12 protein-coding genes are annotated in these 12,697 nt (G+C 33.3%); 8 read left to right on the top strand and 4 right to left on the bottom strand.

Features of this window, described 5'->3' with window-relative positions; translation table 11 throughout:
- Window positions 1-39: 39 nt before the first annotated feature.
- The 5 genes from ACVEGE_RS06840 to ACVEGE_RS06820 all read left to right on the top strand — a co-directional run bounded on the left by ACVEGE_RS06840 (window position 40) and on the right by ACVEGE_RS06820 (window position 6,318).
- The gene (locus ACVEGE_RS06840; protein WP_192500817.1) at window positions 40-1,014 is read left to right on the top strand and encodes a PorP/SprF family type IX secretion system membrane protein; all 975 of its coding nucleotides are present in this window, start codon (window positions 40-42) and stop codon (window positions 1,012-1,014) included.
- Between the two features lie 442 nt (window positions 1,015-1,456).
- A complete protein-coding gene (locus ACVEGE_RS06835; protein ID WP_173851600.1) occupies window positions 1,457-2,644 on the top strand; it encodes a phosphoglycerate kinase in 1,188 nt (395 codons plus the stop codon).
- A 108-nt stretch (window positions 2,645-2,752) separates the two neighbouring features.
- On the top strand, window positions 2,753-4,519 hold the full coding sequence (locus ACVEGE_RS06830) for a LysM peptidoglycan-binding domain-containing protein (protein WP_192500820.1): 1,767 nt from the start codon (window positions 2,753-2,755) through the stop codon (window positions 4,517-4,519).
- Window positions 4,520-4,881: 362 nt separating this feature from the next.
- Window positions 4,882-5,817: a DUF4837 family protein gene (locus ACVEGE_RS06825; RefSeq protein ID WP_370566976.1), complete on the top strand. Its 936-nt coding sequence runs from the start codon at window positions 4,882-4,884 to the stop codon at window positions 5,815-5,817.
- A 54-nt stretch (window positions 5,818-5,871) separates the two neighbouring features.
- Window positions 5,872-6,318: a GNAT family N-acetyltransferase gene (locus ACVEGE_RS06820; protein ID WP_192500815.1), complete on the top strand. Its 447-nt coding sequence runs from the start codon at window positions 5,872-5,874 to the stop codon at window positions 6,316-6,318.
- A gap of 80 nt (window positions 6,319-6,398) precedes the next feature.
- Here ACVEGE_RS06820 and ACVEGE_RS06815 read toward each other — a convergent pair whose 3' ends face one another.
- From ACVEGE_RS06815 to rnpA, 4 genes are read right to left on the bottom strand one after another with little or no spacing between them, the layout of a single operon-like run.
- On the bottom strand, window positions 6,399-7,205 hold the full coding sequence (locus ACVEGE_RS06815; protein WP_192500814.1) for an OmpA family protein: 807 nt from the start codon (window positions 7,203-7,205) through the stop codon (window positions 6,399-6,401).
- On the bottom strand, window positions 7,205-8,842 hold the full coding sequence (locus ACVEGE_RS06810; RefSeq protein WP_192500813.1) for a S41 family peptidase: 1,638 nt from the start codon (window positions 8,840-8,842) through the stop codon (window positions 7,205-7,207). The genes ACVEGE_RS06815 and ACVEGE_RS06810 overlap by 1 nt, the downstream gene beginning before the upstream one ends.
- A 3-nt stretch (window positions 8,843-8,845) precedes the next feature.
- Complete coding sequence (locus tag ACVEGE_RS06805) at window positions 8,846-9,670, bottom strand: DUF4349 domain-containing protein (RefSeq protein WP_192500812.1); 825 nt, start codon at window positions 9,668-9,670, stop codon at window positions 8,846-8,848.
- A 42-nt stretch (window positions 9,671-9,712) separates the two neighbouring features.
- A complete protein-coding gene (gene rnpA, locus ACVEGE_RS06800) occupies window positions 9,713-10,093 on the bottom strand; it encodes a ribonuclease P protein component (protein ID WP_173851612.1) in 381 nt (126 codons plus the stop codon).
- Between the two features lie 125 nt (window positions 10,094-10,218).
- On the opposite strand from rnpA, the gene ACVEGE_RS06795 reads away from it, so the two are divergent.
- From ACVEGE_RS06795 to ACVEGE_RS06785, 3 genes are all read left to right on the top strand, one after another.
- Window positions 10,219-10,953 (top strand): lysophospholipid acyltransferase family protein, encoded by a 735-nt coding sequence (locus ACVEGE_RS06795; RefSeq protein WP_173851614.1) that lies wholly within the window; start codon window positions 10,219-10,221, stop codon window positions 10,951-10,953.
- Between the two features lie 11 nt (window positions 10,954-10,964).
- Window positions 10,965-11,951, top strand: a complete 987-nt coding sequence (locus tag ACVEGE_RS06790) for an acyl-ACP desaturase (protein ID WP_192500811.1) — start codon at window positions 10,965-10,967, stop codon at window positions 11,949-11,951.
- Between the two features lie 88 nt (window positions 11,952-12,039).
- Window positions 12,040-12,693 (top strand): HD domain-containing protein, encoded by a 654-nt coding sequence (locus ACVEGE_RS06785; RefSeq protein WP_192500810.1) that lies wholly within the window; start codon window positions 12,040-12,042, stop codon window positions 12,691-12,693.
- The last annotated feature ends 4 nt before the right edge of the window (window positions 12,694-12,697 follow it).

Below are 12,697 nucleotides of genomic sequence, written 5' to 3'. Positions count from 1 at the left end.
AGAACCAATTAATTGAAGTTGTCTACTAAATATACAATCATGAAAAAAATACTAATATCTTTTTTACTTCTGGCTGTAACCACATCAGGTTACAGTCAAGAGTTAAACTTGCCGGTTTTTACGCAGTACCTTGCTGATAATCCTTTTATAATCTCGCCTGCTTATGCTGGTATTGGAGATAATCTTAGAATTAGAGTCAATGGATTGACGCAATGGGTAGGTATAAAAGATGCTCCAGACAATCAATCTCTTTATGCTGATTTTAGAGTTTTAGATCGTTCTGGTGTAGGAATCTCATTGTACAATGATAAAAATGGTTATACACGTCAAACAGGTGCTAAGGTTTCCTTTTCGCATCACTTAATTTTAGATTATTATTCTAAGCAATATTTATCATTTGGACTTTCGTACAACTACAACAATTTCAAAATTGATATTAACGAGTTTAGACCGGATTATGAGAACCCTGTTTTAGACCCTAGTGTAACGGATAATCGTTTCACTACAAATAGTAACTTTGATGTAAGTGCATTGTATCGTAACAAAGGTTTTTACGCTGCTTTTAATGCAAGTAACATCTTAGATAAGAACACGACTAAATTCTCTGGTGTAGAGCCTAATTTACTTCGTAATTACCAATTGTATTCTGGTATGGTTTTCAAAGGAGCCACTAATCGTGAAGAGTTTGAACCATCGGTTTTTTATCAATATTTTGCAAGTGATAAACGTTCTAGTACGGATATCAACTTTAAATATAGAAAATACAATCGTTACGAAGATTACTACTGGGTAGGAGCTTCGTACCGTTTCTTAAATGACCAACCTATGAAACCCCTTAACCTTGGGCCAATGGTAGGTTTTATGAAATCTAAGTTCTATTTTGCTTATTCGTACCAAGTAACCTTAAACGGACTTGCATCTTATAATTCAGGAACACACATGATTACATTAGGATTTGATTTCTTACAAGGAATTAGTAACTGTCCTTGTACTGAAGGGCCAGTTCACGACTAATCTTAATTTTATTTTTAATAGTAAAAGATGCGGTATTGTAGTTACCGCATTTTTTTTGTGCCCAACTTTTTTATTGTAAACTAGTACATTGCTATTTTTAAAACAGTGCAATCATCTCAGTTTGTCAGGTTGAGCGGAGTCGAAACCCATTGTTTAATTTACATATTTCTACATTATCACTTCACTAAAAAGCCAATCGCTATTTCTTGTCAAGTTGAGCGGAGTCGAAACCTATTTTATACTTCCTAAATAATTTTGCCTCCCTTTATTAAAAGTTATTTTGCTTTGGCGTCTCATTATTTTACTATTATAATTATTTGTAAAAATTATAACGTTTTCGTAAATTTTTAGCAGTGTTTTTTGAATAATCCCAATTTATAACTACTTCAAAAAAGCTATATTTGTTGTTCAGTCAATAAAAAACTAAAAAAACTATACTACTATGAAAACGTTAAAAGATTTTAATTTTAAAGATAAAAAAGCAATTGTTCGTGTGGACTTTAATGTTCCTTTGGACGAAAACTTTAAGGTTACTGATGCAACACGTATCGAAGCTGCAAAACCAACTATTGATGCTATTCTTGCACAAGGCGGAAGTGTGATTTTAATGTCGCACTTAGGAAGACCAAAAGGGGTTGAAGAAAAGTACTCTATGAAACATATTTTGGCTACAGCCTCAAAAATTCTTGGAGTAAATGTGGAGTTTGTTTCTGATTGTGTTGGTGAGCAAGCAACTCGTGCTGCAGCTAACTTAAAGCCAGGTTCGGTTTTATTACTTGAAAATTTACGTTTTCACTCTGAAGAAGAAGCTGGAGATGTTGCTTTTGCAAAAGCGTTAGCTTCTCTTGGAGATATTTATGTAAACGATGCTTTTGGAACGGCACATAGAGCGCATGCTTCTACAACAATTATAGCACAGTTTTTTCCATCAGAAAAATGTTTTGGTAATCTTATGGCTAAAGAGATAGAAAGTTTAAATAAAGTGCTTAAAAATAGCGAAAAACCCGTAACAGCAGTTTTAGGTGGATCTAAAGTTTCGTCTAAAATTACTGTTATTGAAAACATTCTTGACAAAGTAGATCACATGATTATTGGTGGCGGAATGACATTTACTTTTGTGAAAGCACTAGGAGGTAAAATAGGAGATTCTATTTGTGAAGATGATAAAATGGAATTGGCTTTAGAGATTTTAAAATTAGCGAAAGAAAAAGGAGTTCAAATTCACATTCCAGTTGATGTAATTGCTGCTGATGATTTCTCTAATACAGCCAATACAAAAGTGGTTGATGTAAACCAAATTCCTGATGGATGGCAAGGACTGGATGCAGGTCCAAAATCATTAGCTATTTTTGAAAAAGTGATCATGGAGTCTAAAACCATTCTTTGGAACGGACCACTAGGCGTTTTTGAAATGGAAAGCTTTGCAAAAGGAACTATTGCTTTAGGAAATTATATTGCAGCCGCTACTGAAAAAGGTGCTTTTTCACTTGTAGGTGGGGGAGATTCTGTGGCTGCTGTAAAACAGTTTGGACTAGAAGATAAAATGAGCTACGTTTCTACTGGAGGTGGTGCTATGTTAGAGATGTTAGAAGGTAAAACCCTTCCTGGTATCGCTGCTATTTTAGACTAAGTAATTCATTCATAAGTAGATTTTTAATATTTTTTTAATTTCAACGGCTGGTTTTATAAAAAAAATGGTATAATTGCCTTATATAAGCCTACTGTTGAAATTAAAACTATATTTTTGAAAAATACCACTATTGCCCTATTGTTAAGTGTTTCTCTATCTTCATTTGCGCAACAATTTGCTCAAAATAAAGATGTTAATACACAAGAAATTCCGCTTTCTTATCTTGATTCCTTAAAAACTACTTTCGTAAAAGACAACATGGCACTTTGTGTCGATAGCCTCTGGATGAATGAGTTAACGAATCTGGATTTATACAACGAGATTACCACTGATATTGAAAATGTCGATCTAGACAAAAAAGTGGATTACGACTTACCTACAAGTCTGTTAAAATCGAGATTGAAAGCCATGAATGCTAAATCTCCTTTCAGGATTGAATACAACGAGAGTTTAGAGAACGTCATCAAATCCTATTTAAAATACCGTAAAAAATCTTTCGGTCGATTGATGGGTTTGTCCCAATATTACTTCCCCATTTTTGAAGAGGCTTTCGCCAAAGAAAATGTTCCACTAGAAATAAAATACCTTGCCATTGTTGAATCGGCTTTAAATCCAAAAGCAGTTTCTAGAATGGGTGCTACCGGACTTTGGCAGTTCATGTATCAAACTGGAAAACAATATGATTTAAATATTGATTCTTACGTTGATGAACGTAGTGATCCATTAAAAGCAACTGCAGCTGCTGCACAATACATGTCCAGAATGTATAAAATTTTTGGAGATTGGGAACTAGTTTTAGCTTCTTACAACTCTGGTCCTGGAAATGTTTCTAAAGCAATTAGAAGGTCTGGCGGAAAGCAAAATTATTGGAATATTAGAAAAAAATTACCCAAAGAAACACAAGGATATGTGCCTGCTTTTTTAGCTACTATGTACTTGTATGAATACCATAAAGAACACGGAATCGTTCCTGATGAAGCCGTAATGCAACATTTTGCTACAGATACCGTGATGGTAAGAAAGCAACTGTCCTTTAAACAAATATCTGATTTATTAGATGTTCCTGTTTCACAACTTCAAGTACTGAATCCTTCTTATAAGTTAAATGTGATTCCGCATTACAATGATAAAAACCACTATTTAAGATTACCAAATGCTAAAATCGCTGTTTTTGTTTCTAATGAAGAAAAAATTTATGCTTACGCAGATTATCTCCATGATTTAAAAGAGCATCCTTATAAACGTTCTAGATTAAGTTCTAGTAAATCATCTAATAGTGATGGTTTTAGAGTAGTTGCTAAAAATACTACTTATTATAAAATTCGTCGAGGTGACAACTTGGGTGCCATTGCAAATAAATATCGTGTTTCTGTTTCGAACTTAAAAAAATGGAACAATTTAAGAGGAAATAATATTACCTCAGGAAAGTCCTTAAAAATAATAACTACCCGAGTAATTGTACAAAAAAGAAAAGTAGTTTCTGGAAAAAAAGATAGTGATAAAGAGGACGAGAAAGCAGTTATGGATCTCTATATTGTTGAAAAAGGAGATGTACTAGGGACAATTGCTGAAAAATTTGATACATCAATCAGCGACTTAAAAAAATGGAATAATCTAAAAAACAATACCATTGCCCAAGGAAGTAGATTAATCGTTGCACAAAAACAAACCGCAGTTATTGATACAATCCAAACTAAAGCAACTTTAAAAGAAAATACCGCTGCAAACCAACTTACTTATTCGGTAAAAAGAGGAGATTCTTTGTATAGTATTGCAAGAAAATATCCAGGAGTTTCGATTACAGATTTAAAAAAATGGAATAATATTAAGGGCGAATCTATTAAACCAGGTATGAAATTAAAAATAAGAAGTTAAGATTATAACAATAAAAAAAGGGGTTTCATTCTAGAATGAGACCCCTTTTTTTATGAATAAAATATATTTGCTCTGAAGCAGACCATTTTTTTAAGAACCGAATTCGTAATTACGAATCCTGAGGTAATTAAATAACTAATTTTTTACTAAAGTTAGTTGTAATTCCGTAGGTTATATTATTTTTTACAGCTATGTTGCTAAACTTGAAAAATTGGAACGATATTAGTGGTAGCTATATCGAGCCCAGTATAATGTTAAAAATTAACAGTTAATACATATAACTAGTTTAAATTAGGGTTGCTATTTGTAATTTTATAATAATGAGTAAAGTTCGTTTTTTGTTTTTTTTAATACCTCTTTTTTTGTTTTCTTGTAAGCAGGAAGATAGCATTGCACTTAAAAACACCTCAGGTAAAATCAATACCATTTCGATTATTATCGATGATCAATTATGGAATGGTGAGGTAGGAGATAGTATTCGTAATAAATTTGCTGCTCCCGTAATAGGTTTACCCCAGGAGGAACCGTTATTCACTATCAATCAATATCCAGTGAAGTTGATGGAAGGCTTTATGACGGACAGTCGAAACATTATTTTGATAAAGAAAGATACTGAAAATCATTTCCAAATTAAAGAAAATAGATACGCTAAGCCACAAAATGTCTTTTGCATTTCTGGAAAATCTACAACAGCAATTTTAGAATTAATAGAAAATAAAACGTCACAAATTATTCAAACCATTCGCGATTCGGAGATTAAAGAAAGTCAAACATTAAACCGTAAGACGCTTCTTGATACCAAAAAGCTAACCGAAAAGTTCCAAATTAGTATGGCGGTACCTTCGGATTATCAATATGTAGTTCAAGAGCCGAAATTTATTTGGTTAAAAAAAGAAATTATTAGCGGCAACACCAGTATCTTGATTTATGAGGTGCCATTAAAATCGCTACAAAATGCTAATAATTTAGTGGGTAATATTATTAAAAAGCGCGATTCTATAGGTAGTTTGTATATTCATGGTAAAGAACCCAATACAGATATGATTACTGAGGAAGCTTATTCGCCCTATTTTTTCCAAATTAAACTTGATGGTAAGCTTACATATGAAATGAAAGGAACTTGGGTACTGAAAAACGATTTTATGTCAGGACCATTTATCAATTACAGCATTATGGATCCTGATAATAACCGAGCTTTGATTATTGAAGGCTTTTGTTATTCTCCGTCCAAAGAAAAAAGAGATTTAATGCACGAATTAGAAGCAATCATCAAATCAGTTGCAGTTATTAAAAGATAATTATTAATTTGGGCGTCATAATTATTGCGATACACTAATCTAAAAAAAACATCCATGGCACTACAGTGGAAAATAAAGCCTTTTGAGGCACTTTCAGTAAACGAGTTGTATGATTTGCTTAAACTACGAAGTGAGATCTTTGTAGTCGAGCAAAACTGCGTCTATCTTGATCTGGATGGTAAAGACAAGGTTGCTTTGCATTTGTTTGCTGAGTTTGAAGGCAAGATTGTTGCGCATGCAAGGCTATTTAAACCTGGAATTAGTTTTGATAATGCTTCAATTGGTCGCGTAGTTGTCGATGCAAACTACCGTGATCGTAAATGGGGTCATGATTTAATGCGCGAAGCAATTGCTGGTGTAGCGCATCATTATGGAGAAAGAAAAATCACGATTGGTGCACAATTGTATTTAAAAAAATTCTATGAGAGTCATGGTTTTGTGCAATCAAGCGAGATGTATCTTGAAGATGACATTCCGCATATCGAAATGATTAAAGAATAATTTTTATTAAAAAATGCTATTGATAACAGCCCTTTCGATCTATCATAATTCTCAATATTTTAATAAGGAGAGCTGGCGATCTATATTTTAGTAATTAAAAACTCTACTCTACGATCTAATTCGCTTCCTTTATTAAGTGTGAATTTATTTCCGCAACCAATGTAAGTCATTCGTAAGCTATTAATTTTTTTAGCTATCAAGTATTTAAAAACAACTTTAGCTCTGTTTACAGATAACTTTCTTTCGTTTGTGGCTTTATCAACAGCATCGGTAAAATCTTTTGGGGTGCAGCACACGTGGCCTCTAATTTCAAACTCTATTTGCTTATTTTTATTTAGGATGGAAGCAATTCGGTCCAATTCTTTTTTGGCTCTAAGACTGAGTTGGCTACTGCCCATTGAAAAAAGTATGGTTTCTAAATAAATACGATCGCCTACTTTATGGTTTTCTTTTATATAATTGTAAATACCCTTACCAAAACTATTTTTTTTGACTAGTAACAAATCAACACGCCTGTTTTTAGTACGTGCCTCAGCCACTTTTGAGTAATCATCTTTAACTAATAAAACCCTTCCTTTGCCTTCTATAACAACAATTTTGCTTTTGTCAAAACCATTCGTGGATAGTAATTGCTGCACAGTATGAACTCGATCCTCAGATAATTTATAGTTGTAATCATTATCACCGCGATCGTCGCAATACCCATAAATTTGTACCGCCTCTATTGTTGTGGTATCAATTTTAACTAAGAAATCGATGATTTGTTGCTGCTGTTTGCTGTCAAGATCATACCGTTCAAATTCAAAATAGACGCTTTCTGTTTTTTTATCCTGAGCACTTGTAAAGCCCACGAACAAAAAGCATACTATTTTGAAAAACCGTTTCATTATTGTTTCAAAATTTTCTTGTAGCCTTCACTATTGTTTAAGATGGTCACTGCTCTTTTAATTTCGGCACTATTTGTTAGGTAATATTGGTAAAGTCCTTCTTGATATTGATACCGTTTTATAAGTTCATCAGTAATCATTTTACTAATTTGATCTTGATTTTTGTCCAATAGCGTTTCTTGACTTTTTTGAAGTGCTGTTAATAATTGGTTGTATTCGTTTTGGATCGTGGCCTCTATTTTTTCTTTTTTGGCTACAGCCAAAGTTTTTCTCAGCGCAACTTCTGTTTCAGTGTCAAAAGAATATTTGTCGGTTTTTAAAAATTGTTTAAAATCTTGATAGTCGGTAGCTGTTATGGTTGGTATCTTACTGCCTAAATCTGGGTTCTTGTAATAATATTTAGTAGCATAATTAAATACTCCGTCATTTTGTTGTAACGCATTAGTGATCGTATTACTCGTTAATTCATCTATAATGACGTCAGGTAAAATCCCTCCTCCATCGTAAACGGTTCTGCCTTTTCGAGTTTTAAAGGCGTTGTAATTTTTTTCTTCAGTTCTAATTGCAGCACCATTTTTATCTTTATGTGCGTAATCTAGTGCTTGAATACATCTTCCTGATGGGGTGTAATATCTAGAAATAGTAACTTTTAATTGGGTATCATAGGTTAGGTTTATCGGTTTTTGTACTAGCCCTTTTCCGTAACTTCTACTCCCCATTATTACAGCGCGGTCTAAATCTTGTAATGCTCCAGAAACAATCTCTGATGCCGAAGCGCTTTTTCCGTTTACAATAATTACTAACGGTATTTGAGTATCTACAGGGTCAAAAGTAGTTTTATAGACATTGTTGTGTTTTTCAATCTTAGATTTTGTGGTCACAATAATTTCGTCTTTGGCAACAAATAAGTTGCAAATATTTATGGCTTCATTTAACAAACCACCAGGATTACCTCGAAGATCTAAAACGATTCTTTCAGCGCCCTGTTTTTTTAGTGTTTCAAGAGCAATTCTAGTTTCATTAGATGCTTTTTTATTAAAATGTTCTAAAACAATATATCCAGTTTTGTCATCAATTTTACCAAAAAAGGGAACCGACTTGATTTCAACTTCATCCAAAACAATCTCGGTACTGTTTGTTTTTCCTTGACGAATGTATTTTACGGCTATTTTAGCATTTTTAGCCCCTTTTAATAATTCTGAAGCATCCTCTTTAAAGTCGGCAAGAACGACATCGCCTATTTGGATTATAACATCGCCTGGTTTAAAACCAGCTTTGTCAGCAGGAAAGTCTTTGTAGACTTCGCGAAGCATAATTTTACCATCTTTACGGCTAATCATAGCACCAATCCCGGTGTATTCTCCCGTATTGTTGATTTTGAATTTCAATACATCTTGCTCGTTAAAGTAAACTGTATACGGATCTAAACTACTTAACATAGCGCCTATAGCCTTGTCCATCAATTCTCCAGGATTGGTCTCATCTACATAATTTGTATTGAGTTCCTTGAATAAAGTCGTGAAAATTTCGATTTGTTTAGCAACTTCAAAAAAGTCGTTTTTAAAGCTTACGCCAACAAATAAAAAGCCCGAAGCGACAACAGGAAGGATGAATTTTTTTTTAAAGAAAGAATGCATTGTTTATGATTTTTTTGTCTTAATTTTTTTTCGAATAAAATACAGTACCACAATAGTAATAATTAAATAGGGCCAAACGGATAGCAACCAAATAAACAATCCTGAAAGAGAGTTGAATCCAGAAGTTATGGCGGTCCAAATCTTAGTGCCATAGGAAACGGTTGCACCACTTTCTTGGGCTACAGTTTTATAGAACTCGATTGTAATGGTGCTAAATGCAACACGATTTTGCAAATAATTTAAGGAAGCTTGTTTGGCTTCTATTTCTTCTCGAATGAGGGATAGTTGCGTTTCAATTTCTAGCATTTCAGTTACTTTTGTTGCTTTTTTAAGCAATTCAAGATAACGATTTTCCAGTGTTTTTTTAGCGTTTAATCGCGCATTGATATCAATATACTCAGCTGTTACGTCTTCGGAAGTGATTTCTTTAGTGTCAAAAAAGCGTACCCCTTTAGTGATGTTGGTCATGAATACATCAAATTTTTGAGAAGGAATTCTAATAATTAACTTTCTGAAAACACTTTCATAATCATTGCCTTCAATATCACTTTGAATTGTACCGCCGTTTGCAGTAATATTTTTTATAATTTGATTGTAAGTAGCCTGTAAGTCTTTTGTTTCAAAACGAAGGTTGCCTTCTTTAATGATTTTTGGTTCAATTGCTTCAGTAGGTTTACTTGGACTTGCTAGATCATTTTGAGTAAATTTTGATTTCTCTGATTTTGGCGGGAGCATTATTGCTTGTACTTTAGAATCGAAATTGTTTTCGGCTTTTTCACAACTAAATAAAGACAGCGATAAGAGAACAAAAAAGAATATTTGCTTCATGAAATGTATTTTTATAGGTTAAAAATACAAAAAATAGCTTCGCTAGTCGGCTTTTTTTATTTGAAGTAGGAATTTTTCAAAAAGCTGAATCGTTTTTGTGTTGATTTCATCATACGTCAACCGGTCTTTTGTTTGGTAAAAAAACATAAAAGCATACGGTTGATCAAGGTTGTCTATAAGCAAGTGTTTGTTAAGACGGTAAGTTTCTCTAAGGATGCGTTTAAAGCGGTTTCTATCAACAGCTTTTTTGAAGTTTTTTTTAGAAACAGAAACACCCATTTTTATTTTTTGATCTTCGGCTAAAGGGGTTGCACAATAAACTAAACGTAAAGGATATTTAGAAACTGACTTGCCCTCTGAGAAGAGCAAACCTATGGTTATTTTACTTTTTAATTTTTCGTCTTTTGGGTAGCTAAAGTTCATTGGTATAAAGAAAGGATACTAATTTTTAGATGGCAAAGGTACAATTAAACGTCAAACCTATTATTGTTTCATAATTAAATAGCAGTAAAAATATATTTATTACTTTTGTGGTTAATTTTTCAAGCATGCAAAAACTGATTTCCTATCCTATATCGGTAATTTATTACCTACTTTTTAGTCTGACATTAATTATTTTTCATCCTATTCAATGGGTTTGTTTTAATGTTTTTGGCTACCAAGCCCATAAAAAAAGTGTAGATTATTTGAATTTTTTTCTAATAAAGTGCACCAATCTTGTGGGGACACGGTACAAGTTTGATGGTATTGAACGCATTCCTAAGAATGTGCCTATCATTTTTGTATGCAACCATCAAAGTATGTATGACATCATTGCGATGATTTGGTTTTTAAGACGTTTTCATTGTAAATTTGTAAGTAAAAAAGAGTTGGGCTCTGGAATACCTAGTGTTTCTTACAATTTGACTCACGGTGGTTCGGTTTTAATTGATCGAAAAGAACCCAAACAAGCGCTACCGGCAATAAAAGGTTTGTCTGAATATATTGAAAAGTACAATCGTTCAGCAGTAATTTTCCCAGAAGGAACACGTAGTAAAACGGGTCATCCTAAACCTTTTGCTCAAAGCGGACTAAAAATATTATGCAAATATGCGCCTAATGCTTATGTCGTTCCAATAAGCATAAACAATTCTTGGAAAATGGTTAAATTTGGTTTTTTCCCCGTTGGTTTAGGAAATCGCCTTACCTTTGCAATACACAACCCATTAAAGGTAAGTGAATTTGACTTTGAAGAGTTAATAGAAAAGGCTGAAAGTGCCGTAGTGAAAGGAATAAAAATTTAAAATATAATAAAATGTCTATAAAAAACATTCGATTAGAAGTAATGCAGTTTTTAGAAAAAAACGTGGACAGCTTTGTTGATCAATACTTAATACCTGTTGAGAAAATCTGGCAGCCATCTGATTTTTTACCTAATTCTGAAGGAGATAATTTCTTTGAAGAAGTGAAAGAACTTCGCGAAATAGCTAAGGATTTACCATACGATTTTTGGGTAACTCTAGTAGGTGATACCATTACTGAAGAAGCTTTACCTACATATGAATCATGGTTAATGGACGTAGAAGGAATCGATCAAGGAAAAGGAAATGGTTGGTCTAAATGGATCAGGCAGTGGACTGGAGAGGAAAATCGCCATGGTGATATGCTTAACAAGTACCTGTATTTGTCTGGTAGAGTAAACATGCGTGAGATAGAAATGACAACGCAGCACTTAATCAATGACGGTTTTGATATTGGAACAGGTTCTGATCCGTATAAAAACTTTGTTTACACTAGTTTTCAAGAATTAGCAACTTATGTTTCTCACAATAGAGTAGCGCAAATGGCTAAGAAATACGGTGATAATAAACTGTCAAAAATGTGTAAGATGATTGCTGGAGATGAAATGCGTCACCACCATGCTTACAGTGAATTTGTGACTAGAATTTTTCAAGTAGACCCAAGCGAAATGATGCTTGCTTTTCAATACATGATGAAGCAAAAAATTGTTATGCCGGCTCATTTTTTGAGAGAATCTGGACAAAAAATAAGTACAGCCTTTGAACAGTTTTCTGATTCAGCGCAACGTATTGGCGTTTATACCGCACACGATTATGTTGATATCATGCAAAAATTGATTAATAAATGGGAAATAGATAAAATTACTGGTTTAACAGATGAAGCCGAAAAAGCACGTGACTATCTAATGAAATTGCCTGGAAGAATGGCAAGAATCTCTGATAGAATTGTAATTCCTCAAGAGTCACATATCTTTAAGTGGGTAGAGCCAGCAAGATTGTAATTTTATAAATAAATAAAGAATACTAAATGTTGATTGGTAAGGTGTTAAATCCTTATAAATCAACATTTTTTTTAAAAATATAAATAGCATGAACAACCATGATATCGTTAGCAAGACAATCACTTTTGTTAAAGAAAAACTTCAAAATGCCGAAGGCGGTCACGACTGGTTTCATATACAAAGAGTGTATAAAAATAGCTTGCTAATTGCTAAAGAGGAAGTGTGTAACTTGACAGTTGTACAATTGGGCGCTTTATTGCATGATATAGCAGATAGTAAATTTCATAATGGTGATGAGACCGTTGGGCCTAAAACAGCACGTGCCTTTTTAGAATCAGAGGATGTGGATGAAGTAATTATTAATCACGTCATTAAAATCATAGAAAACATCTCTTTTAAAGGAGGTAATTTTGAAAAGGACTTCTCTTCTATTGAGTTAGCTATTGTTCAAGATGCAGACCGTTTAGACGCGATAGGTGCTATTGGAATTGCTAGAACATTCAATTATGGCGGATTTAAAAATAGAACATTGTATGATCCTAATATTGCTCCAAATACGCAAATGACAAAGGAGGAATATAAGAACAATGATTCGCCTACATTAAATCATTTTTATGAGAAACTGTTGTTGCTAAAAGATAAAATGAATACGACTTCAGGAAAAGCAATTGCAGCTGAAAGACACCGTTATATGGAAGGTTTTCTTTCGCAGTTTTATGCTGAATGGGATGGGGAGAAGTAATAGT

The sequence above is a fragment of the Flavobacterium sp. PL002 genome, from assembly GCF_054165825.1.
The sequence above is the reverse complement of the archived record's forward strand: the minus strand, read 5'-3'. Positions and strand labels throughout refer to the sequence as shown.